The 21,795-nt window shown below is 63.4% G+C and carries 21 protein-coding genes and 3 tRNA genes; 15 read left to right on the forward strand and 9 right to left on the reverse strand.

The features are described 5' to 3' along the window. Nucleotides 1-1,031 precede the first annotated feature (1,031 nt). From B5D38_RS00345 to B5D38_RS00355, 3 genes are all read right to left on the reverse strand, one after another. Nucleotides 1,032-1,107: transfer RNA gene (locus B5D38_RS00345), tRNA-Glu, on the reverse strand. A 101-nt stretch (nt 1,108-1,208) separates the two neighbouring features. After that, nucleotides 1,209-2,303, reverse strand: a complete 1,095-nt coding sequence (locus tag B5D38_RS00350; RefSeq protein ID WP_078706401.1) for a YcbK family protein — start codon at nt 2,301-2,303, stop codon at nt 1,209-1,211. A 255-nt stretch (nt 2,304-2,558) separates the two neighbouring features. Continuing rightward, nucleotides 2,559-2,999 (reverse strand): VOC family protein, encoded by a 441-nt coding sequence (locus B5D38_RS00355; protein ID WP_078706402.1) that lies wholly within the window; start codon nt 2,997-2,999, stop codon nt 2,559-2,561. Nucleotides 3,000-3,416: 417 nt separating this feature from the next. Here B5D38_RS00355 and B5D38_RS00360 point away from each other — a divergent pair, with 417 nt between their 5' ends. The 5 genes from B5D38_RS00360 to B5D38_RS00380 all read left to right on the forward strand — a co-directional run bounded on the left by B5D38_RS00360 (nt 3,417) and on the right by B5D38_RS00380 (nt 5,283). Then, on the forward strand, nt 3,417-3,995 hold the full coding sequence (locus tag B5D38_RS00360) for a cold-shock protein (RefSeq protein ID WP_078706403.1): 579 nt from the start codon (nt 3,417-3,419) through the stop codon (nt 3,993-3,995). A gap of 1 nt (nt 3,996) precedes the next feature. Continuing rightward, nucleotides 3,997-4,461: a DUF192 domain-containing protein gene (locus B5D38_RS00365; protein WP_078706404.1), complete on the forward strand. Its 465-nt coding sequence runs from the start codon at nt 3,997-3,999 to the stop codon at nt 4,459-4,461. A 123-nt stretch (nt 4,462-4,584) separates the two neighbouring features. Next, a tRNA-Pro gene (locus tag B5D38_RS00370) sits at nt 4,585-4,661 on the forward strand. Nucleotides 4,662-4,709: 48 nt separating this feature from the next. Further along, entirely contained in the window at nt 4,710-5,015 is a 306-nt protein-coding gene (locus B5D38_RS00375) for an ETC complex I subunit (RefSeq protein ID WP_078706687.1), read from the forward strand. A 192-nt stretch (nt 5,016-5,207) separates the two neighbouring features. Continuing rightward, a tRNA-Arg gene (locus tag B5D38_RS00380) sits at nt 5,208-5,283 on the forward strand. Between the two features lie 167 nt (nt 5,284-5,450). Here the strand turns inward: B5D38_RS00380 and B5D38_RS00385 are convergent. Continuing rightward, nucleotides 5,451-5,795: a hypothetical protein gene (locus B5D38_RS00385; protein WP_131829835.1), complete on the reverse strand. Its 345-nt coding sequence runs from the start codon at nt 5,793-5,795 to the stop codon at nt 5,451-5,453. Between the two features lie 340 nt (nt 5,796-6,135). After that, entirely contained in the window at nt 6,136-7,323 is a 1,188-nt protein-coding gene (metC, locus tag B5D38_RS00390) for a cystathionine beta-lyase (RefSeq protein ID WP_078706406.1), read from the reverse strand. A gap of 222 nt (nt 7,324-7,545) precedes the next feature. Here metC and B5D38_RS00395 point away from each other — a divergent pair, with 222 nt between their 5' ends. From B5D38_RS00395 to B5D38_RS00420, 6 genes are all read left to right on the forward strand, one after another. Continuing rightward, nucleotides 7,546-8,595 carry an amino acid ABC transporter substrate-binding protein gene (locus tag B5D38_RS00395; RefSeq protein WP_078706407.1) on the forward strand — a complete coding sequence of 350 codons (1,050 nt, stop codon included), beginning with the start codon at nt 7,546-7,548 and terminating at the stop codon, nt 8,593-8,595. A 112-nt stretch (nt 8,596-8,707) separates the two neighbouring features. Beyond that, nucleotides 8,708-9,898 carry an amino acid ABC transporter permease gene (locus B5D38_RS00400; protein WP_078706688.1) on the forward strand — a complete coding sequence of 397 codons (1,191 nt, stop codon included), beginning with the start codon at nt 8,708-8,710 and terminating at the stop codon, nt 9,896-9,898. A 17-nt stretch (nt 9,899-9,915) separates the two neighbouring features. Then, nucleotides 9,916-11,412 carry an amino acid ABC transporter permease gene (locus B5D38_RS00405; protein WP_078706408.1) on the forward strand — a complete coding sequence of 499 codons (1,497 nt, stop codon included), beginning with the start codon at nt 9,916-9,918 and terminating at the stop codon, nt 11,410-11,412. A gap of 16 nt (nt 11,413-11,428) precedes the next feature. Next, the gene (locus tag B5D38_RS00410) at nt 11,429-12,217 is read left to right on the forward strand and encodes an amino acid ABC transporter ATP-binding protein (protein WP_078706409.1); all 789 of its coding nucleotides are present in this window, start codon (nt 11,429-11,431) and stop codon (nt 12,215-12,217) included. A gap of 111 nt (nt 12,218-12,328) precedes the next feature. Continuing rightward, on the forward strand, nt 12,329-13,492 hold the full coding sequence (locus B5D38_RS00415; protein ID WP_245318689.1) for an AI-2E family transporter: 1,164 nt from the start codon (nt 12,329-12,331) through the stop codon (nt 13,490-13,492). Nucleotides 13,493-13,746: 254 nt separating this feature from the next. Continuing rightward, a complete protein-coding gene (locus B5D38_RS00420; RefSeq protein ID WP_425349298.1) occupies nt 13,747-14,388 on the forward strand; it encodes a transglutaminase-like cysteine peptidase in 642 nt (213 codons plus the stop codon). 55 nt (nt 14,389-14,443) lie between these two features. Here the strand turns inward: B5D38_RS00420 and B5D38_RS00425 are convergent, their stop codons facing one another. From B5D38_RS00425 to B5D38_RS00435, 3 genes are all read right to left on the reverse strand, one after another. Further along, nucleotides 14,444-14,653: a DUF3126 family protein gene (locus B5D38_RS00425; RefSeq protein WP_078706410.1), complete on the reverse strand. Its 210-nt coding sequence runs from the start codon at nt 14,651-14,653 to the stop codon at nt 14,444-14,446. 75 nt (nt 14,654-14,728) lie between these two features. Then, the gene (gene cysE / locus B5D38_RS00430) at nt 14,729-15,553 is read right to left on the reverse strand and encodes a serine O-acetyltransferase (protein ID WP_078706411.1); all 825 of its coding nucleotides are present in this window, start codon (nt 15,551-15,553) and stop codon (nt 14,729-14,731) included. 146 nt (nt 15,554-15,699) lie between these two features. Then, entirely contained in the window at nt 15,700-16,467 is a 768-nt protein-coding gene (locus tag B5D38_RS00435) for an alpha/beta fold hydrolase (protein ID WP_078706412.1), read from the reverse strand. 169 nt (nt 16,468-16,636) lie between these two features. On the opposite strand from B5D38_RS00435, the gene B5D38_RS00440 reads away from it, so the two are divergent. The 3 genes from B5D38_RS00440 (at nt 16,637) to B5D38_RS22340 (ending at nt 20,139) form a co-directional block, all read left to right on the forward strand. Continuing rightward, the gene (locus B5D38_RS00440; protein WP_078706413.1) at nt 16,637-16,882 is read left to right on the forward strand and encodes a zinc-finger domain-containing protein; all 246 of its coding nucleotides are present in this window, start codon (nt 16,637-16,639) and stop codon (nt 16,880-16,882) included. Then, nucleotides 16,855-18,066: an FAD-dependent monooxygenase gene (locus tag B5D38_RS00445; protein WP_078706414.1), complete on the forward strand. Its 1,212-nt coding sequence runs from the start codon at nt 16,855-16,857 to the stop codon at nt 18,064-18,066. The genes B5D38_RS00440 and B5D38_RS00445 overlap by 28 nt, the downstream gene beginning before the upstream one ends. 1,023 nt (nt 18,067-19,089) lie before the next feature. Beyond that, nucleotides 19,090-20,139: an OmpA family protein gene (locus B5D38_RS22340; RefSeq protein WP_207552863.1), complete on the forward strand. Its 1,050-nt coding sequence runs from the start codon at nt 19,090-19,092 to the stop codon at nt 20,137-20,139. A gap of 100 nt (nt 20,140-20,239) precedes the next feature. On the opposite strand, the gene B5D38_RS00455 is transcribed toward B5D38_RS22340, so the two are convergent. Next, a complete protein-coding gene (locus tag B5D38_RS00455; protein WP_078706416.1) occupies nt 20,240-20,845 on the reverse strand; it encodes a PilZ domain-containing protein in 606 nt (201 codons plus the stop codon). A 146-nt stretch (nt 20,846-20,991) separates the two neighbouring features. On the opposite strand from B5D38_RS00455, the gene B5D38_RS00460 reads away from it, so the two are divergent. Further along, nucleotides 20,992-21,753, forward strand: a complete 762-nt coding sequence (locus B5D38_RS00460) for a rhomboid family intramembrane serine protease (protein ID WP_078706417.1) — start codon at nt 20,992-20,994, stop codon at nt 21,751-21,753. Nucleotides 21,754-21,795: the final 42 nt, after the last annotated feature.

Below are 21,795 nucleotides of genomic sequence, written 5' to 3' on the forward strand. Positions count from 1 at the left end.
GTCGCCCCCCGTGCGGGGGCGTGGATCGAAACCCGGCCCCGTCCTCCCAAAGCAGGATGACAGAGGTCGCCCCCAGTGCGGGAGCGTGAATCGAAACGGCAAGGCCCTGCCGACGCAGGCCGAGCCATCGCCGTCGCTGCCCGTGCGGGGGCATGGATCGTAACAGTAGCGGGGGGCGCGCCGGAGCTGCTTATGCCTTTCGATGGACGCCGCGATAACTCGAACCTCGCTCGCCGGCAGCGGTTCAGTTTGGCCAACGCTGTCGAAGGCGAGGCGGGAGACGTCCGTCGCCCCCTGCCTTACCCCTCGCGAAGTGCGCATCGCCCGTCGTGTTGCGCCGTGTAGCTCGTCGGTGGTTCCGTGCATCGTTGGGCAAACTATGCTCCGGCCCGACCTTTCGCCGTGAGATTCCCGGCCGGCGCTGGAGGGCGGTCCATCTGCCCGCATTGCCTCTGCCGAAGAGGGCGTTCTTGATTTTCGAATCGTTCGCAACTCACGCCTAAGACTTCGATCGCGTCCGAGAGGGTGACGCCCCCCTGACACGCGTCCCGTAGCCTGACAGCCCCTTCCGCAGCTTCTCACGGTCGATATGGTCTCGAACAGCGAGCTGGCCGCGCCAGGGTATGCGAGACGGACCCGCATCGGCCAACGGCGCTGGTCCAGCCATGCTCGCCAGACGCGCCTGCCAATGAGGCCAGGCCCGGTCGTCTGTGCGCATGAGCGGCAGTGCGCAATCGTCATAGAGAAGGTCACTTCGTCCGTGTACCCCGACAATTCGCTTGAGGCCCGGTGCCGCCTCGCGAGCCTGCTGCTCGACCACATTATGCAATGGTTTCTGAACCTGCGAGAGACGCTGGCGCGCGCATATTCCGGCGCACGCCGGGCGTAACGCCACACGGCTCAGCTTTTCGTGAGATGATTGGAGACCGCCGCTTCCGCCGCCATGTCATGCGGCGGCCTGTTCATCAAGCCACAGCTGGATGCGGCACGCTACAGATTTTGCAGGAAAAGACCCGCCAACTTCGGGGAAGTGGTACGCCCAAGGGGAATCGAACCCCTGTTTCCGCCGTGAAAGGGCGGCGTCCTAGACCGCTAGACGATGGGCGCGGCGGAGGGCTGTATAGGATGCTTCGGCGCAGACCGCAAGCCGCCTCGTGCGCTTATCGACGAGGCTGTGAATAATATCGGTCGACAGCCGCCAGCCGGGTTCAATCTTTGGCGCGGGCGATCAGTGTCGTGGGCGAACTGCGGCGGCGACACTGCCAATTCCAGTCACGCTGGCGGCCGATGTCGATGTGAACCGCCGTCGTATGGCAGTAGGTGCCAACACCGCCTCTGCCGGGCAGGGCGCGCACGAATTCGGCGACTGCTCTGCTGTTGGCGCCGGGCACCTGGATGTCCGCCGCCTGGCAAAGCATGTGCATGGATTTCTTCGCTCCGTTGACGGCGCGATTGTGCGATGGGCTACGGTAGCCCGAGGTGATCACCGCCTTCTGGCCAAAATGCTGCTCCACCGCCCGAACCATCGAAACGAGCTTTGCCGGGAAGCAGGAGGTTTCCACATCCTCCCGCTGGACCATCAGCCCGTTCGGCGCAAGGCGGGCCAAACCGGTCACCGACGCCACCTGATAACCCTGCTCGACGTCCTCGATCATGTCCTCATCGTCGGCAGAGGCGCGATGACCGATCTCGAACAGGGAATCGGGATCAACGCCCGGAAGTGCCCCCGCGTCTCCTGCAGGCACGGGCGCTCCAGATCGAGGCACGATCACCCGGCTGGACTTGCTGTTGTCCGTGTTGCGAATGGGAACCTTCGCCTGGGATTCGCTGAAGAGGCTCGCATAGAACGTACGATCGGCTTGGCTGGTTTCCGCCGACGCCTCTCGAAGGAGCGGTTGTGCCTTCTGAGCGCTCGGCGCGTAGGCCGCAAGGCTCACTTGGCCCGCCGCCTCCTTTGCGGTCTGCCGAATGAGGGTGGCGGCATCGGCCGGCTTTGAAGCACCCGCGTCGTCGCTGGGAGTCTTTGCCGCCATCTCGCTGCTAGCCGGGGCAGCATCGGCGACCACCGTCGTCTCCGCGTCGGAGGGGACGGATGCATCCGCGGTCGGAGCATCCCCCTCCTTGGCCTCGGCGGACGCGGAAGCACCCGCCGAGGCGGCGGTAGTGGTGTTGGCAAATCCAAGGGAAGAAGAGTCGTCGGCCGAGGAAACGCACCCCGCGACAAAAGAGAGCGAAGCAAGAGCCGTCGCGGCCGCCAAAGTGACAAGCGCCGGACGGCGCGTTCGACCAATGTCGCTCGTCAAATCCCCGTCCACCTCTCCTTTGAAGTTCCACTTGATGTGAGAACTTCATCCATTTTCTATGATGCGCCAGTCGCTTACCAAGTCTGGCTTGCGTGAAAACGGAGATCCTTCCCCATCCGGGAATAACCGTCCCCTTGGTTATTCCTGTCGCATCTTGCTCGTTAACCCTTTGTTATGGGCGTCCATATGGCGTTATTGCGGCGATAGCAAGGCAAACAGGCAAACTGTGACCAATGTGTCACATCCCAACAGTGCTTACCACGACCCGGTATTGGCCATGCTTTGCCACGGCTCGGCAGCTGCCAACGGCTCGCCCTTTTGCAGCAGCTCAAACGATATGCCATCCGGAGACTTCACGAATGCCATGTTACCGTCACGCGGAGGGCGATTGATGACGATGCCAGCGTCCATCAGCTTCTGGCAGTAATCGTAGATATTGTCGACTTCCAGAGCGAGATGGCCGAAGTTGCGCCCACCTGAATAGGTTTCCGCATCCCAATTGTAGGTCAGCTCAAGAAGCGGCGCCCGCTCCTGTCGCGCGGCCTCAACGTCGTCCGGAGCGGCGAGGAAGATCAGGGTATAACGGCCATTGCTGTTCTCTGTTCTTCTGACTTCAACGAACCCCATCTTAGAGCAATAGAAGTCCAGCGACTCGTCGAGATCGCGAATTCGAACCATGGTGTGAAGATAGCGCATCGATACTCCTGTGATGTATGCGGACCCGCAACCAAGAGGGCGGGCGCTGACCTGTATGGAATAGGGCGGCTTCTCGCAAAGGGGAGGCTGCACAATCGCATTGCCGGATTGGCTGTCGCCAGGCACGTCGAACCCGTGGCGCTGATATTAAGCCACCTCATTGATCAGAGCCGTCTATATATCAGTTTTCGCGCGTCGAAAGCACTGTTTCCCTTGCGTCATGCCGTGAAAGGGCGAAAATCCGTGCATTAAACGCCTGAGCCAAAAGGAACGCCGGTCATCTATACGTTGTTCCGCATATTGCGGCGCGACACGTATCAAATTTTATTCATGAGAAAGCGGCATGCTGACATGAACGAATAAAATGCTATTCTCATTTTCAGTGTGATTCGGTTGGCGTAAGAGGCGGGCCCTAGAATGCCAGGCAAAACCTCTGCGAAGTTCTCTGAAGAGATTCGTTCCGCAGGACAGACCTCCGTTGGGCTCGATGTGGTTTCGGGTCATATCAAGTGGTTCGATGTCGCCAAGGGCTTCGGTTTCATCGTCCCGGACGGCGATGGACCGGACATCCTTCTGCACGTGACGTGCCTCAGGCGCGATGGGCATACCACCGCTCTGGAGGGGGCGCGTCTTGTCTGCGAGGTGCAGCGCGGCGAAAAGGGGCTTCAGGCTTTCCGCATTCTTTCGATGGATCAGTCGACGGCTGTTCATCCGTCGCAGCTGCCGCCCTCGCGCACTCACGTCAACGTTGTTCCGACCAGCGGCCTTGAGCGCGCCTTCGTCAAGTGGTTCAACCGCACGAAGGGCTACGGCTTCCTGTCGCGCGGGGAGGGCACCGAGGATATCTTCGTCCATATGGAGACGTTGCGGCGCGTCGGCATGACGGAATTGCGGCCCGGCCAGTGGGTGCTGGTGCGTTTCGGGGAAGGCACCAAGGGATTGATGGCCGCGGAAGTTCACCCCGAAAGCGGCCCGGTTCAGCCGGCCTCCCACTGACATGTCCTTCCGTCGTGGTTGGGTGCGCGGCGCTATTGCCGCGTTGATCGTCGCGTTTGGTGCGGTCGTGTTCGCGTTCGCCGCGGGAGCGGATTCCAAGGCGATTCTGAAGACCGCCAGCGGTGAGCATGCCATCTCGGTGGAGGTTGCCGATACGCCTGAGACGCGTGCGACCGGATTGATGTTTCGCGAGTCCATGCCCGACGACCACGGCATGCTCTTCGTGTTCGATGAACCCCGTCCGGTTACGTTCTGGATGAAGAACACCTTGATTCCGCTCGACATGCTGTTCCTGGACGACCATGGCGTCATCACCAGGATCGCGGCGAACGCGCAGCCATTGTCTCTGAGCCTGATCGACTCGGAAGGTCCCGTCCGCTTCGTGCTGGAGCTCAACGGCGGCGCGGCGGCGCGCCTGAAGGCCCAACCTGGCGACAGGCTCATCCATGAGCGGATCGAGCCGTGATGCCGCATCGGTCGAGCCGCCGGCCCGCTACCATGGCTTTTTCTTTGCGCCCGCGCTGCCATACCGCCGCCATCCCTTGACGCGACCGGCAAAACCCGCCAAATCCCAGACGACCGGGATGATCGGAGCGTAGCGCAGCCTGGTAGCGCATCTGCTTTGGGAGCAGAGGGTCGCAGGTTCGAATCCTGCCGCTCCGACCAGTTCGGCTGGAATGTTGACTCGGCGGCGGCCGGCAACGGAGGCGGATGATGGTTGCGAGAATCTATCGGCCCGCTCGGACGGCCATGCAATCGGGCAAGGCCCGGACCCGGGACTGGGTGCTGCTCTATGAGCCCGAGGTTCCCAAGGCGGTGGAGCCGCTGATGGGCTACACCTCATCCTCCGACATGAAGGCGCAGATCCGCATGTCCTTCGATACCAAGGAGGAAGCGGTGGAATATGCCGAGCGGAATGGAATTCCCTACAAGGTCGAGGAGCCGCAGCAGCCGAAGCGCGCGAGGGTCTCCTACTCCGACAATTTCCGCTACGATCGCCGCCAGCCCTGGACGCATTGAGGCGCCATCACGACGAAGGCTGCGCCGGAATGGCGCGCCACATATTGTCGCGTTCAAGATAGACGATCGGGAATATGATCTGCATTCGAGGGCGGTGTCTTCGAATGGAAAAAGACGCAAAGCCAACAGGCGAGGGCGGCCGGATCGCGCTCGCTCCGTTTCGACCCGCACTTGCGGCCACTGCGTCGCATCGGCCCCGTAGCTCAGCGGATAGAGCACCGGCCTTCTAAGCCGATGGTCGCAGGTTCGAGTCCTGCCGGGGTCGCCAGTCATTTTCCTGTCCGACCCGGAGACATGGGTAACAGACCGCTCCTAAGACGTGGGGTCGCGAGTTCTTGCGGAATCCAGACGTCTCACCGACGAGGCGAAAAAGGGGCGGCCTATGTCAGCGATCGCCAAGACGGTCGGTATCAACTGCTTCCGCCCTTCCTGATCTCAGACCAGCCCCAGGTCGCGGCAGGCGGCGTAGACCTCGATGCTGCTGGCGTTGGCGGCGGCCATCTGCTTGAGCTGAAAATCGGGCACGCCCCATGCCGTTGGCACTCCCTCGGCACGGAACAGCCGCGCCTCGCTCATCGTGCCGTCGGAGCGGCGAGCGTTGGCGGTGCCGCAGGCGACGATCGAGCCAGTGGCGGTTCGCCCCGCCGTGACGGTGAGGATCTGCGCCGCCTCGGGAACGGTGTAGGCCTGACGCACGACGTTCTCCAGCGCGGCACGCTCCTCAACGGTCAGCCCGTAAGACTGCGCCGGCTTCAACTTCTCCCGAACGGCCCCGGGCAAGAACCCTCCGCGCGGACGCCAGTCGCCTGCCGTCGCAGGCGGCTCTGTGGCGGAGGCGGATGATCCAAACAGCGGAGGCAGCGACGGCTCCGGCGTCGCGCACCCCCCCACCCAGGCGACCGCCGAGACTGCAATAAGAAGCGTGGATTTTATCATCGTCACTCGTACGGCCTTGTTCGCCGGTGGCTGCACTGCGGAGGCTGGCGATCTGAGAGCGCTTACGGCGCTGTTCTGCCGGCCGGACAAGGAGGTCGAAGTCGCCCGCCATATGTCCCACGGTCGAAACAGACATGCGCGACCGCGGGACTGCCGATTCACCCGACAATATCACCAAGCTGTGTCAGCGACACGTCCCATTGGCGGCGATCGCGGCCTCCAGGCCCCGGTCGATGTCCCGCATCAGATCGCCGACATCCTCAAGACCGATCTGAAGCCGGATAACCGCTCCGTCGAGAGGCGCTTTTGCCGACGTCCGGTCCGAAAGGTCGGCCTCCACGACAAGACTCTCATGCCCGCCCCAGGAATATCCGAGACCGAAGATCTGAAGGGCGTCGAGAAATGCGGCGGCAGCTGGACGGCCTCCTTCCAGCACGAATGAAAAAAGGCCGCTCGATCCGCCGAACTGTCGCTGCCAGAGGTCAAACCCTGGAAAGGAAGGCAGCGCCGGATGAAGCACCTTGCTGACGCCAGGACGCCCCTCCAGCCAACGCGCGATCTCGAGGGCGGAGGCCTGATGGCGGGCGAGCCGGACGCCCATCGTCTTGAGGCCGCGCATGATCAGATAGGTGTCGTCGGGTGCGGCGTTGATGCCAAGCGCCATCTGCGTGTCGCGCAGACGCTTGTAGGTCGTCTCGTTGGCGGAGACGCTGCCCATCATCACATCGGAATGACCGCCAGGATATTTGGTCAGCGCATGGATCGAAAGATCAACCCCGTGTTCCAGCGGCCGGAAGAACAAGGGCGTCGCCCAGGTGTTGTCGATCATGACCACGGCGCCGGCGTGGTGCGCGATCTCGCAAACCGCCGCGACATCCATCATCTCGAACGTGTTCGAGCCCGGAACCTCCAGGAAAACCACCCGCGTCTCCGGCCGAATAAGCGCCTCGATACCGGTGCCGAGGGCCGGATCGAAATATTCGACCGCCACGCCCATCCGCTTCAAGACGGTGTCGCAGAAATGGCGAGTGGGCGAATAGCAAGAATCCACCACGAGCAGGTGATCCCCCGCCAAAAGGAACGCCAGAAGCGGCACCGTGATCGCCGCGAGGCCAGATGGCACGAGGATCGTTCCATGAGCTGCCTCGAGTTCGTTCAGAGCGCGCTCGAGGGCGTCCGTCGTCGGTGTGCCGCGCAAGCCATACGTGTATGGCTGACTGCGATTCCGCATCGACTCGCTGTTCTTGTAAAGAACCGTGGACGCATGGACGACGGGCGGATTGACGAAGCCAAAATAGCTGTGAGGCTCGTGGCCCATATGGACGAGCCGCGTGGCTATGTTTTGGTCAGAGGAGGGGTTTTTGTTGCTCAATTTCTGCTCTTAGCCGCTCTGATTCGAGGCACTCAAAAGTTGTCGGGGTGGAACTGCGGAAAAACCGCGTCACATGCTTGACCTGCTGAAATTTATGGCATGTGATCCAATCAGGGATGGTGGTTCTCCACCTTCCGAGCAGTCTGCCCCTGCGTTTTCGCTGAGGGAAGACCATTCGACAAAGAATTTGAGCAGTCACCGCGATCAATGGGAAGGTACCTGATGAAATCGAAGCTCCTGACGACCGCACTCGGATTGACCGTGGCGATGGTGGCAGCAGGCGCCGCCTCGGCGGCGACGCTGGACGACGTCAAGTCGCGCGGCACTCTCAAGTGTGGCGTGAACACCGGCCTGCCGGGCTTTGCATCGCAGAACGACAAGGGCGAGTGGCAGGGTCTGGATGTCGATTACTGCAAGGCGATTGCCGCAGCGATTTTCGGTGATCCCTCGAAGGTCCAGTACACGCCGCTCTCGGCCGTGCAGCGCTTTCCCGCCATCCAGAACGGCGAAGTCGATGTTCTCGCCCGCAACACCACGTGGACGATGGACCGCGATACCTCGCTCGGCCTGAACTTCGTCGGCGTCAACTACTACGACGGCCAGGGCTTCATGGTGAAGAAGGGGTTGGGGGTCAACTCCGCGCTCCAGCTTTCCGGCGCCACGGTCTGTGTCCAGTCCGGCACGACGACGGAACTGAACCTGGCGGATTATTTCGCCAAGAACAACATGCAGTACAACCCGGTCGTCATCGAAGCGCAGAGCGACGTGAACTCGGCCTATGATACCGGCCGCTGCGACGTCCTCACCACCGATGCGTCCGGCCTCTACGCCTCGCGTCTGGAGCTCAGCAATCCCGACGATCATGTCGTGCTGCCCGAGATCATCTCCAAGGAGCCGCTCGGCCCGGTCGTGCGCCAGGGCGACGATCAGTGGTTCAACCTGGTTCAGTGGGTCCACTTCGCCCTTCTGGACGCCGAGGAACTGGGCGTGAGCCAGAGCAACGTCGACAGCCTGGTGGACCAGGAGAAGAAAGCGATGGACGCCGGCCAGGGGCAGAACCCCAATCTCGCTCGCCTGCTTGGCGTCGGTGAGAACTTCGGCGGCAAGATCGGTCTCGATGCCGACTGGACGGTGAAGATCATTAAGGCGGTGGGCAACTACGGCGAGATCTTCGAGCGCAACGTTGGAAAGAACACGCCGCTCGGCATCGCTCGTGGCCAGAACGCGCTCTGGACCCAGGGCGGCCTGCAATACGCCCCGCCGATCCGCTGATCGCAGCGTACGTCAAGAACCTGGGCCCGCGCCGAATGCTTCGTTCGGTGCCGGGTCCCGGTATGCCCGCGAGGAGCCGGGATGCAATGTTCGCAATGATTGACGGATGCAGATGACGGTTGAAACCCCAACCTTGCCGCCAACGCGGTCTTTCGGTTCGCTGATCAACAACCCGGTCGTTCGCGGGATCTTCATTCAGTTGGTGCTGGTCGTCGGTCTGATCGGCTTCGTCTGGTGGATCGTCGACAACACCTCCCGCAATCTCGCCCAAGCCCACATTGCCTCGGGCTTCGGCTTTCTGGACCGACGATCCGGCTTCGACATCTCCCAGCAGCCGATCGACTACTCCAGCAATGCCACCTATGCGAGGGCGATTCTCGTCGGCGTCGTCAACACGCTGATCATCGCCGGCACCGGCATTGCGATGGCGACGGTCCTCGGTTTCATTGTCGGCATCGGTCGCCTGTCCCGTAATTTTCTGCTGCGCGGTCTCGCCACAGTTTATGTCGAGACCTTCCGCAACATCCCTCCGCTCCTGGTCATCCTCTTCTGGTATTTCGGCGTCCTCGCGGTCCTGCCCATGCCGAGGCAAGCCGTTTCGCTGCCTTTCGGCGCGTTCATATCGAATCGCGGACTGCAGACGCCGCGAGTCGCCTTCGAGGAAATTGCCTGGATTTCGCTGGCGGCTCTCGCGGTCGGCGTGGTGGTCGCGATCGTTCTTTATCAGGTGAACCGGCGGCGCCAGATGGCGACGGGCGAGCGCAGGCGCCTTCTCTGGCCGATGCTCGGTCTCATCGTCGGCCTTCCCGTCGTCGCGTTTCTCGTGACGGGCATGCCGGCAGCGCTGGAGTTTCCCGCCAAGAGCACGTTCAATCTGGTCGGCGGGTTCCAGATCCGGCCCGAGTTCCTGGCGCTGTTTCTTGCGCTTTCCGTCTATACCGGCGCCTTTATCGCCGAAATCGTCCGGGCCGGCATCCTTTCGGTGTCGAAGGGGCAGACCGAAGCGGCGCAGGCGCTGGGCCTCAGCAGAAGACACACACTTCGCTTGGTTGTCGTGCCGCAGGCTTTCCGCGTCATCATCCCGCCGCTCACCAGCCAGTATCTGAATCTCACCAAGAACTCCTCTCTGGCGCTGGCGATCGGCTACCCAGACCTTTTCGCCATCGGCTCCACCGTGCTCAATCAGTCCGGTCAGTCGGTTGAGATCATCATCATCTGCATGCTTTTCTATCTGACGTTCAGCCTGATCGTGTCCGCCTTCATGAACTGGTTCAACGCCAAGATGGCCCTCGTCGAGCGCTGAGGGGGAGGGACCGTCCGATGGAAGAACACGTCACGCGTTATGTTTCCGAGGAATTCAAGCAGCCGCTCCCGCCGCCCGCCGATAACGCCGGGATCATTGGGACGGCGCGAAAAAACCTCTTCGCTACGCCGCTCGATGCGGCGATCAGCCTCGTCACGCTGCTCGTCGTCGTCTGGGCCGTGTGGAACCTGCTCGGCTGGGCACTGTTCGATGCCGTTTTCTCCGGCAGCGATCGGACGGCGTGTGTCGCCACGGGCGACAGCGAGGTCGGTGCCTGCTGGATCTTCGTCTCGTCCAAGTTCCTGCAATTCATCTACGGCCTTTATCCAGATCCCGAGCGTTGGCGCGTCAACACGGTCTTCGCGCTGCTGGCGATCTTGACCGCTGGCCTTCTTATTCCGTCGGTGCCGAAGAAGGGGCTAAACGCGGCGTTGCTGCTCGGCGTCTTCCCGTTCGTCGCCTTCGTGCTGCTGACGGGCGGTCGCCTGTCTTTCTCGGGTGGACAGGTCGCGTTCTTTGCCATGTTGGCCGCGTTCGGAACGCTCATTGTCGTGCCGAGCCGCAGCGATCTGGATTTCGAGCGTCCGCTGATGCGGGCGGCAGCGGGGCTGGCGGTTGCCGCCGTTCTGGCGCTTCTGCTTTCCGCCGCGTCCAGCCGCGCCGGCATCGCTTTCCTGGGGCTGCGTTTCACCGCTTTCTCGCTCAGTGCTCTGGTGCTTTCCGCGCTCTCGATCCTGTCCGTCGCATCGGCCGCTTTGCAGCGGGGCGGCGGCGGGCGTGTCGCGGCCACGGCGCTGCTCGTTCCCGTGCTCATCGCCGCGGCGTTGGCCGTGCTCTCTGTTGATTTCGGCCTTCCCGAGGTGCCGACCCATTTGTGGGGCGGGCTTCTGGTCACGCTGGTCGTGTCCGTCACCGGCATTGCCACTTCGCTGCCCCTCGGCATCCTCCTCGCGCTCGGCCGTCGGTCCGACATGCCGGCGGTGCGCCTCCTGTCGGTGATCTTCATCGAGTTCTGGCGCGGTGTGCCGCTGATCACCGTGCTCTTCATGGCGCAGTTCATGCTGCCCCTGTTCATGCCCGACGGCGTCTCCTTCAACCAGCTCCTGCGCGCGCTGGTCGGCGTGGCTCTGTTCTCTGCGGCCTATATGGCCGAGGTCGTGCGCGGCGGGCTCCAGGCCATCCGCAAGGGGCAGTACGAGGCCGCCGACGCCATGGCGCTGTCCTACTGGCAGAAGATGCGGCTGATCATTCTTCCGCAGGCGCTGAAGCTGGTGATCCCCGGCATCGTCAACACCTTCATCGGCCTCTTCAAGGACACCAGTCTCGTCTACATCATCGGGCTGGCCGACCTGCTGGGCACGGTGCGCCGGGGGTTCAACGATCCCAACTGGATCACGCCGTCGACCCCGGCGACCGGATTGGTCTTCGCGGCCTTCATCTACTGGCTGTTTTGTTTCGGCATGTCGCGCTATTCCATCTTCATGGAGCGGCGGCTCGACACCGGACACAAATAGGAACGGAGCTTCATTCATGGCAGAGCCGAACAGAACCGTGCGATCGACCAACGCGGGAAGCGAGGCGCTACACGAGGTCGGCGTGGAGCTCATCGCCGTCAACAAGTGGTACGGCGAATTCCATGTGCTGCGTGACATCAACCTCAAGGTGAAGCGCGGCGAGCGCATCGTCGTGTGCGGTCCGTCCGGCTCCGGCAAGTCCACTATGATCCGCTGCATGAACCGTCTGGAGGAGCACCAGAAGGGCACCATCATCGTCGATGGGATCGAGCTGACCTCCGACCTGAAGAAGATCGAGGAAGTGCGCCGCGAGGTCGGCATGGTCTTCCAGCACTTCAATCTTTTTCCGCATCTGACCATCCTCGAGAACTGCACGCTCGCGCCGATCTGGGTTCGCAAGATGCCCAAGAAGCAGGCCGAGGAGGTCGCCATGAGCTATCTCGAACGCGTCAAGATCCCCGAGCAGGCGAACAAGTACCCCGGCCAGCTCTCCGGCGGCCAGCAGCAGCGCGTGGCCATCGCACGCTCGCTCTGCATGAACCCGAAGATCATGCTCTTCGACGAGCCGACCTCTGCGCTCGATCCCGAGATGATCAAGGAAGTGCTGGACGTCATGGTGGGGCTCGCCGAAGAGGGGATGACGATGATCTGCGTCACCCACGAGATGGGCTTCGCGCGGCAGGTTGCCGACCGGGTCATCTTCATGGACGCCGGGCAGATCGTTGAGCAGAACGTGCCCGAAGAGTTCTTCACCAATCCGCAGCACGAGCGCACCAAGCTCTTCCTGTCGCAGATCCTGCACTGACGTCGCAGCGCGCGGCCGCGGCGGCCGCGCGCTTTTGCCCATCGGATCGCGGACGCTCAACGGAACAATCGCACTCTCCTGCCCGTTACTTGCGGCCGATGGGAGATGACAGTGCAAAACCCGACGAATGAGTCCTCCGACGACAAGACGACCATCGTCGCTCCCGCGATCGGGTTGGTGAACAACCAGATGTTCGGCTCGGGGCCGCGCTGGGCCATTGTCGGCATCTTCCTGATCCTGTTTTTCGGTGCGTTGTATCTTGCGGCGAGCTTCATCCTGCCGGTGGTGATCGCGCTGCTTTTTGCGCTCGTGCTCAGCCCCATCGTGCGGTTTCTGCGCCGTCGGCTAAAGATCTGGGAGCCGATCTCCGCCGTCGTCCTGGTGGTGGGGGCTCTGCTCACGCTGCTCCTCGGCTTCTATATGCTGAGCGATCCCATATCGAACATCGTCCGCGACGCGCCACGCTATGCGTCGGCGGTCAACGAGCAGGTGGATTCGGTGCGCAGCCGGCTGGATCGCCTGCGCAAGGCGCAAAAGACGGTGGCGGGCCAGGACGAGACCGCGCCTGCGGCACCGGCTTCGGACAAGCCGCAGGAGGTCGTCGTCCAAACGCCGGGACTGATCGATAACGCTGCCTCGGCTCTGCCGCAGATCATGGCCAGCACCGGTTTCGCGCTGGTCTTTCTGTTCTTCCTGCTGGCCTCGGGAGACTTGTTTTACCAAAAGCTCGTGAAATCGATGTCCACCCTCTCGGACAAAAAGAGGGCGTTGCGCATCGCGCACGACATTGAGCGCGAGCTATCGCGCTACCTTTTCACCATTACCATGATCAACGCCGGGCTCGGCATCGCGGTTGGCATGGCACTTTGGCTGGTCGGGATGCCGACACCGCTGATCTTCGGCGCGCTGGCGACGCTCCTGAACTATATCCCCTATATCGGCGCCATTGTTGGCATGGGCATTGTCGGGGTGATCGGCCTTGCCGAGTTCGGCACCCTCGGCAACGCGCTCGTCCCCGTCGCCTGCTATCTCGCCTGCACGACCATCGAGGGCCAGTTCGTCACGCCCATGATCGTCGGTCGGCGCCTGGAGATGAATCCAGCTGCGGTGTTTCTCTCGGTGGCGTTCTGGGGTTGGATTTGGGGCGTCACCGGAATGTTTCTCGCCGTCCCGCTTATGGTCTCGGTCAAGATCTTCGCCAGCTACATCGAGCCCATTGCGCCGCTGGGTGAGTTTCTCTCCGCCGAAACGAGGCCGGACGAGGAGGAGGAGTGAGGCCGCCGCGCCGCGCAGCGGGCTTATCTGCCGCCCGTTTTCCTGTGCGTAGCGGGCGCACCAGCTTGCGAATGCCGGCTGACGGTGGCGGGATATTGCCTGCGAGTCGCGGCGCGAAATGGGACAACCCGAAATGGGACAAGTTGAATCAAATTCACGCGGCGATGGTGCGGGCCTGTAAAGTATAGACGTGTACAATTGTCAGAAAATTCGGGTAAAATTGCCTGACGCCGTTTTGTCTCAAAGTAAAATGGATGTGTCATCTTCCCCATGAACAACGGGGAGAAGACCACGTGAAGACAATCAGCAGAAGCGTCGCGGCGATGACGTTGGTGGCCGCGGCCGTGGCTAGCTCGCCGTCCTCGGCAGGGCAGCCGTCACGCATGATGTTGCATGGGCCGACGTCGCAGCCGATCGGTCATTATGAGTTCTGCCAGCAGTACGCCGACGAGTGTAGGCCGAGCGGGCCACTGGGCGTCATCAAGCTGACCTCGGCGACTTGGTCGAAGCTGATCGAGGTGAACAGGACCGTCAACACGGCGATCATTCCCCGCACCGATCAGGACATCTACGGCGTGCCGGAGAAGTGGGCCTATCCCACCACCGAAGGGGACTGCGAGGACTATGTGCTCCTCAAGCAGTACATGCTGGAGCGGGAGGGCTTTCCGCGTTCGGCGCTTTTGATCACGGTGGTGCGCCAGACCAGCGGCGATGGCCATGCGGTGCTGACGGTGCGCACCGATGCCGGCGAATTCATCCTGGACAATCTCGACAACGAGATCCTGCCGTGGGCGCAGACGCCTTATATCTACCTGAAACGCCAGGCGGAGAACAATCCGAGCCGGTGGACATCGATCGAGGACGATCGCAACCTGCTCGTGGGCAGCGTTCGATAGAACCCGAGGGCGGTCCCGCGCCGCCTTCTCGGGCCGCGCGGGACGGATCGGTCAGCTATTCCAGGTCGATGTCGAGGATCGTCATCGTGAAGTGGTAGGAGAGCTCGCCCTCCTCCTCGTCCTTGGCGATCAGTCCGACGAATTCCTCGTCGATATAGACCTCCGCCGAATCTGACTTGCGGGGCAGGGCGCGAACCTGGATCGGCGTCTGCGGAAAGCGCGACCTCAGATAGCCTTGCACTTTTCGGATTTCTTCGGGCTTCACGAGCGGACTCCTTCTTTGCACCGGCCTAGCTAGAAGTCCGGTGCGGTTTTCCAATGGTTGTTGCGGAACGAGTGGCTATTCGGGCTTGTCGATGGTCTGATCCATGGCCCGCGCGGGCTCGCCATTTTCATCGGTGGTTCCGACGATGCGGCCCGGAACGCCCGCCACCGTCGAATGCGGCGGAACGGCCTTCAGCACCACAGAGCCGGAGGCGATCTTCGAGCATTTGCCGATGCGGATATTGCCGAGGATCTTGGCGCCCGCGCCGATCAGCACGCCCTTCTCGATCTTCGGATGGCGGTCGCCGAACTCCTTGCCGGTCCCGCCCAGCGTCACGTCCTGCAGGATCGACACGTCGTCGCCGACCGACGCCGTCATGCCGACGACGAGGCCCGTGGCATGGTCGAGGAAGATGCCGCGCCCCATCGTGGCGGCCGGATGAATGTCGGTCTGGAAGACCGCCGACGATCGCGACTGAAGATAGAGAGCGAAATCCCGCCGGCCGCTCTCCCACAGGAAGTGGGCCAGCCGATGGGTCTGGATGGCGTGAAAGCCCTTGAAGTAGAGCAGGGGCTCGACGTAGCGCTCGCACGCCGGATCGCGATCGAACACCGCCTGAAGGTCGATGCGAAGCGTCTCGCTCCAGCTGGGGTCGTTGCGCCACATGCTGTCGAACGCCTGGCGAATGAGGACCGCCGGCACGTCGGGATGGTCGAGGCGCTCTGAAACGCGGTGGATCAGAGCGTTTTCGAGGCTGGGATGGTTCAGGATCGTCGCATAGAGGAACCCCGCCAGGATGGGGTCCTGACGAACGACCTCCTCGGCTTCCTCGCGAATTCTCGCCCAGATGGGATCGACTCCCTCGAGTCGGTCCTGGTTCTGCCAGCACGCAAAGGTCATCGGGATGCTCCCTGTCGCCGTGAAGGCGGGAAAGTCCACATCAATTAGGGTCAGGCGCGGAGATAAATCAACCGCTCCGCCGACGAGTTCGATCTTTGCCGTCGCCCATGCCGCGCCGATGCACGTGGGCCGACTCGCTCGCCGCTCTAGAGGAAAAGGCGCTGATCGGCGAGGAAACGCAACACCTCGGCCTTGAAGTGCCGGTCGCCGACCGAGAGCATGTGATCGCGGCCGGCAATTTCATAAGCCTCGGCATTGGGCATCAGCCCGGCGAGTTCCTCGGCCGAGCCCGCGATGTCATCCTTGGTGCCGACGCCGACCAGAACGGGCTGCCTGATCCGGCCGACTTCCTCGGCGGTGAGCTCCTGCCGCGTGGCGGAGATGCAGGCCGCCAGGGCCTCCTTGTCGCTTCCCGTGCGGTCGGCGAACGAGCGGAACATCCGCCCTTTCGGATCGGTCACATCATCGAGGGAGGGCGCCCGCAAAGCCTCGGCGACCGGTGTCCAGGAGCCGACGCCCTTGACCAGCCCGATGCCGAGGCCGCCGAAAACCAGGACGGGAAAACGCTCCGGCGCTTTCAGCGCGGCGAAGGCCGCGACACGCGCGCCCATGGAATAGCCGAAAAGGGCGGCCTTCCTGATATTGAGGTGCTCGGTCAGGGCCAGCGCGTCCGCCGCCATCTGGGCGGGCGTATAGGCAGCCGCATCGTGTGGCTTGTCGCTGGCGCCATGTCCGCGGTGGTCGATGGCGATGACGTTGTAGCCGGCCTCGGTCAGCGTCAGAAACCAGCCGGGCGAGACCCAGTTGACGCGAATGTTGGACGCGAAGCCATGGAGAAGGAGAACCGCCGGCGCGTCCGGATCGCCTTCCTGGCGATATGCGAGATTCAATCCTTCGTGGGAAAATGAAGCCATTCTTCCTGCCGATCCTGTCTGCGGGGCAGCGAAAATGCCCGGTTGGCGCGACAAACTGTCGGCCAGCTCGTCGTTGCGCCGCGTTCCGGGCGGTCTGCACCTTGTTCTTTTCCCAGGTCCGATATTATGGTCGCCCGCGACGAGCAATCCCTAGGACAGGAGCCGACCCATGGCCGGACACCCGATCCCCCATTATCAGAACGACGGCGGCTATGAAGCCATCGAAATTGGGGTGAGCGAATTCATGTGCGTCGGAGCGACCCCGCCCTACGACCATCCCCATGTCTTCATCGACATGGGAGACGACCGCGAGGCGGTCTGCCCCTATTGCTCGACGCTTTATCGGTTGAATGCCAAACTTTCGCCGACCGAGACTCTTCCGGCCGGATGCCTTTTCGCGGAGAGAGCAGCCTGACCATCGACAAGTCCGCCCCGCTGATCATCGTTGGGGCAGGGATCGCCGGATTGAGCGCCGCGCTCTGCCTTGCTCACTTCGGCTTCAGCGTCGAGATCTACGAACGCGCGGCGACCCTTCAGGAGGCGGGCGCGGGGCTCCAGCTTTCGCCCAATGCTATGCGCGTCCTGGGGCGGCTCGGCCTGGCCGACGATCTTGTGCGCAAGGCGGTTGTCGCAGACAAGGTGACGTTGCGCTCGGCCCGTTCCGGGCGTCCGATCGCGACGGTGCCCGTCGGCGCCGGCGACGGCACGACCTATCTGTCTATCCACCGGGCCGATCTTCAGGCTGCACTGCTGCTTGCCGCATGGTCGCGTCCGGGCATTGAGCTTCATCTCGGATACGACCTCGTGCGAGTTCGGCAAGAGGGGGCGCGCACCATCCTCGTTTTCCGCCATGAGGGTGAGGAGAAGGAAGTCCGCGCGGCACTGGTCATCGCTGCCGATGGTGTCCGCTCGAAGATCGCGTCCGAGGTCGGCTTTGCACCGCCTCAAGCCGCCCGCTCGACCGCATGGAGAATGACGCTCGAAACCGAGCGGCTGGAGGCGACTGACCGCCCCATAGCTGGGGTCGAGGCATGGCTGGGCTCGGGCCGCCACGCGGTGATCTATCCGATCCGCCAGGGCTCCGAAATCAATATCGTTCTCATTGTGCCCAGCGAATCGTCGGGCGACGGTACACCGGGCACGGTCAGCGCTGCGCGACTTCAGCGCGAGTTCCGCGCATGGGACCCGCGCCTAGCCCGGATCATCAGCAAGGGCGAGCGGGCTTCGGCGTGGCCAATGCACACGGTCGACCCGCACAGGCCGTGGAGCAAGGGCTCGGGCATCGTCTTGGTCGGCGATGCCGCCCACGCCATGTTGCCCTATGCCGCACAAGGCGCCGCCATGGCGATCGAGGATGCCTGGGTGCTTGCCTATGCGCTGGCGCGCGCCGAGGGCGCGGGGACCGCGATCGAGCTCTATCAGGCGATGCGCCAGCCTCGTGTCGAGCGTGTGCGCTCTCGTGTGCGCTTCCACGATACGGTCTACCACCTGCAGTTCCCGCTCTCGCTTGGACGAGACGCGGTGCTCGGCCTGCGCTCTCCCGACAGCCTTCGCCGCGATCTCGCTTGGCTATACGGTTGGACGCCGCCGGTCGCCTGAACGCTTGCGGCCATGGTGTGATCGAAATTCCGTTGTTGATTTTCCGCCGGCCCTTGAGCGGAACGCGCGGCCGCCTTCGCAGTTGAGGGAAGGCCGGCCGCCGACCCTCCTTCGTGAGGGGCGAAACGCCACTCGCGTTCCGTCCGGCCTGAAAGGGACTGCAACGAAGGCAGATCGATGATTGATTTCAAACGTACCGGAAGGCTGCTGACTGCGGCGACCCTGGCCACTTCCACAATATTGGCCGGCCCCGTCGCCACCTATGCACAGGACGCGGCGCCTGCCGTCGAGGTTCCGCCACCGCCGCCCGATGCCGGCGCCGACGGACAGAAGGAGCAAACGCAGGAGGCCGCAGCGCCGGTGCCCGAGCCCGCCGCCCCACCGCCCGCCGCAGAGGAACCCGCGCCAGCGCCCGAGCCCGCTGCGCCGCCCCCCGCCGCCGAGGAGCCTGCGCCAGCGCCTGAGGCGGCCGCGCCAGCGCCCGCCGCTGAGGAGCCAGCGCCAGCGCCTGAGCCCGCCGCGCCAGCGCCTGCTGCCGAGGAGCCCGCGCCTGAGCCGGCCGCGCCGCCGCCTGCTGCCAAGGAACCCGCGTCAGCGCCCGAGCCCAAGGCCACCGAACCGGCCGCGCCGAGCGCCGCGGAGCCCGCGGCTCCTGAAACTCCGAAGGCTGAAGAGCCTGCCGCTCCGTCCGCTGGAGAACCACAAGCGCCAGCTGAGCTCGCGGATCCCGCCAGCCCGGCGGAACCCGAAGCTGGAGCTGCCGCACCGCAGGCGCCCGCTGCAGCGCCTGGCGAGAACCGGCGCGGTGGCCCGCGAGGAGAGAAGCGCGGCCCGGCGGGGCGCGCGCCAAATCCGGCTCCGTCGGATGAGACGGCGCCCAGCGAGGCTGCGCCGGCAAACGGAGCACCCGCTGACGCCGCGCCCGCTCCAGCCGCCAGTCCGGATCAGCCGCCGGCGCCAGGCGAAGCCAACTCCGCTGAGCCTGCCCCGGCCGCAGCGCCCCCTGTCGAACAGCCGAAGCCTGTGCCGCTCGACGTCCAGACACGGGCTGTGGACCCAAAGGCGCTCGACCAGAGCGACGCGCAGGTGCAGCAGCTGCGCCAACCCGTCGAAGTGCGCTCCGCGCGCGAACAGCAAGGCAAGCGCATCCCCCGGCCGCCGAAGGACGAGTTGCCGCCCGAGGCCAAGGTCGTCAAGCGCGTCGGTGATCGCGAGATTCTGGCGATCGTCGGCGGCGCGGTGGCTGGCGCCGCCGCCGGCGCGGCTGCATCCTATTTCGTGCGACCCGACGATGACCGGCGCCTCGCGGTCGATTCGCAGGATCATTATGTCGAGCAGCTGCCTCGCGGCCTGACGCGCGAAACAATCGTGCGCGAGAATGGTGTCCAAGTGGTCACGATCTCGAATCGCTACGGCGATATCGTTCAGCGGTCCCGCATCATGCCGGATGGGCGCGAAGTCGTCCTGTTCTATGATGACACGAACCGCCGGCGCGACTACTGGCGCGATCCGGGAGCCGAGCTGCCGCCGATCGACGTGCAGATTCCGCGTGACCAGTACATTGTCGACACGGATCGACCGGACGAGGATCTCTACTACCGCACGATCGTTGCCCCGCCCGTCGAGACGGTGGAGCGCATCTATTCGGTCGATGAGGTGCGGCGGTCGGAGCGTATCCGCGACAAGGTGCGAAGGATCGACCTCAACACGATCAACTTCGGCTTCGGCTCGGCCGATATTTCGCAGGATCAGGTCGGCAATCTGGAAGCCCTGGCGGAAGCCATCACCAAGGTGATCAAGGATAATCCGGCAGAGACCTTCCTGATCGAGGGGCACACCGACGCCGTGGGCAGCGACGTGGCCAACCTTGCATTGTCGGATCGACGAGCCGAATCCGTGGCGTCCGCGCTGACGGACTACTTCGAGGTGCCGCCCGAGAACCTCGTCACACAAGGCTATGGCGAGCAGTACCTGAAGGTGAACACCCAGGCAGCGAACGCCGAGAACCGGCGTGTCACGGTGCGGCGCATCACGCCGCTGGTGAAGCCTGTCGCTTCCAATCGGCCGAGATAGCCAGGGCCTTACAACAACAAGGCGGACCGGCTTTCATAGGGAAGCCGGTCCGCCCCTTCTCCTCCATAAATCGTCGGACAGAGTTGTGCCTGACGCCTTGTCAGTCGAAACCGCGCTCCAGCGTTTCCCGTGTTTGGACAACCGAGAATTCCATCGCGAAGCCACCCTCCACGAGGCGCACCACGCGACCTTGCGTGCTGCCCAGGAAGACGCGCGAGCCCATGGTCGGGCGGATGGGCGACTGGACGGCCGCACCCGACAGCGAAAGGTCGATAATCCGAACGCGGCAGCTTCGTCCGTCCTCGAAGGTGGCGTCGACGAAGGATTGGGCTGGCTGAACGCGCTCATGGCGCCGATCTTCCGGCAGATCGAGTTCATGCCGGTTGGCAAGCCATGTCAGCTGGGCCGCCAGCTTTTCACGCTTTCGTTCCGTTGCCTTCAGAGAGACCGCGAACCCGCCCGCGAAGACGCGGAGAACCGAGCCTTCCAGCCGGCCGACATGGTCCACATAGAAGATGACGGATTCATCCTGCCGGGGCGTGACCGGCGCGCGCACGGTGGCGTCGCCCGGCGACATCGCCTCAATGCGGCAGCCGTGCTCACTGCGATCCTCAAGCATGAATCGTCCCAGAAGATCGACGCTCACCCGCTGAAACTGGCGTGGCTCGACATAGTCCGGCTGCTTGGCGATGGCAGAATGATGCATGGTGGAAGCCTCGCCTTGCGAGTCGCGTTGGGACACGAGATGGTACGAGCCTAGAGGGCCCGGGTTAAACTTCGGTAGCATTCGTTGCGTAATCGTGGGCCGACCGTAGCCTGCAAGGCGGTATTTCATGACGGAGATCGGCTTTGATGCCAGATGAACTCGACGGCCGCTCCTCGCGTCGCCATCCGCCGGCTTTGAACGTGCCGCCCGTCGTCGTCCTGCTTCTTTTGTCGTTCTTCCTCGTGGAGATCGGCAGGGCTGTTCTCGATCCTCTCCAGGACATGGTGGTCCTGGTCGACTTCTCCTTCATTCCGGGCTGCTATAGCGGCGGCAATGCCGAGCTTTGCGATCTTAGGGCGGTGGGCGCTGGCCTTTGGTCGCCGCTCACCTACGCCTTCCTGCATGGCGGCTGGGCGCATCTTTTGACCAACACCGTCTGGATGCTCGCCTTCGGAACGCCCGTGGCGCGCCGGCTTGGCGCCGTGCGTTTCCTTGTCCTCAGCGCCCTTGGCTCCGTGGCCGGCGCTGCCGCCTTCGCGCTTTTCAATCCGCAGCTCATGGAGCCTGTCGTCGGCGCTTCCGGCGTGGTCTCGGCATTGATGGGGGCGGCCTGCCGCTTCGCGTTTCAGCGCTCTCGCGTTCGCGGCACGCAGATCGTGGACGATGGCCCCCGGCTTGGCATAATGCAGGCGCTCTCGGACAGAACCGTTCTCTTCTTCGTCATCTTCTTCTTCGTAATCAATCTTGTCGTCGGAACGGGCGTGGGCTCTCTGCTCGTCGGAGGAGACGCCGAGGTGGCATGGGAGGCGCATCTCGGCGGTTTCGTCTTCGGCTTCCTCACCTTCGCCCTCTTCGATCGCCAGCCCTCTCCGCCAGGAGAAGAAGGCTTGAAGTCCGACGAAATCTGACACACGTTGCTTGGTGATTAGGGAGCGCATTACGCGAGGGAG

The organism is Consotaella salsifontis, from assembly GCF_900167365.1.
GTDB lineage: Bacteria > Pseudomonadota > Alphaproteobacteria > Rhizobiales > Rhizobiaceae > Consotaella > Consotaella salsifontis.

Bases quoted from the DNA above. Each gene is read 5' to 3' on its own strand.
- cysE (WP_078706411.1), bottom strand. From the start codon at position 15,553: ATGACCTTTGCGTGCTGGCAGAACCAGGACCGACTCGAGGGAGTCGAT.
- B5D38_RS00365 (WP_078706404.1), top strand. From the start codon at position 3,997: ATGTCCTTCCGTCGTGGTTGGGTGCGCGGCGCTATTGCCGCGTTGATC.
- B5D38_RS00420 (WP_425349298.1), top strand. From the start codon at position 13,747: ATGTGTCATCTTCCCCATGAACAACGGGGAGAAGACCACGTGAAGACA.
- B5D38_RS00405 (WP_078706408.1), top strand. From the start codon at position 9,916: ATGGAAGAACACGTCACGCGTTATGTTTCCGAGGAATTCAAGCAGCCG.
- B5D38_RS00400 (WP_078706688.1), top strand. From the start codon at position 8,708: ATGACGGTTGAAACCCCAACCTTGCCGCCAACGCGGTCTTTCGGTTCG.
- B5D38_RS00395 (WP_078706407.1), top strand. From the start codon at position 7,546: ATGAAATCGAAGCTCCTGACGACCGCACTCGGATTGACCGTGGCGATG.
- B5D38_RS00435 (WP_078706412.1), bottom strand. From the start codon at position 16,467: ATGGCTTCATTTTCCCACGAAGGATTGAATCTCGCATATCGCCAGGAA.
- B5D38_RS00460 (WP_078706417.1), top strand. From the start codon at position 20,992: ATGCCAGATGAACTCGACGGCCGCTCCTCGCGTCGCCATCCGCCGGCT.
- B5D38_RS00445 (WP_078706414.1), top strand. From the start codon at position 16,855: ATGCCTTTTCGCGGAGAGAGCAGCCTGACCATCGACAAGTCCGCCCCG.
- B5D38_RS00360 (WP_078706403.1), top strand. From the start codon at position 3,417: ATGCCAGGCAAAACCTCTGCGAAGTTCTCTGAAGAGATTCGTTCCGCA.
- B5D38_RS00440 (WP_078706413.1), top strand. From the start codon at position 16,637: ATGGCCGGACACCCGATCCCCCATTATCAGAACGACGGCGGCTATGAA.
- B5D38_RS00355 (WP_078706402.1), bottom strand. From the start codon at position 2,999: ATGCGCTATCTTCACACCATGGTTCGAATTCGCGATCTCGACGAGTCG.
- B5D38_RS00375 (WP_078706687.1), top strand. From the start codon at position 4,710: ATGGTTGCGAGAATCTATCGGCCCGCTCGGACGGCCATGCAATCGGGC.
- B5D38_RS00455 (WP_078706416.1), bottom strand. From the start codon at position 20,845: ATGCATCATTCTGCCATCGCCAAGCAGCCGGACTATGTCGAGCCACGC.
- B5D38_RS00410 (WP_078706409.1), top strand. From the start codon at position 11,429: ATGGCAGAGCCGAACAGAACCGTGCGATCGACCAACGCGGGAAGCGAG.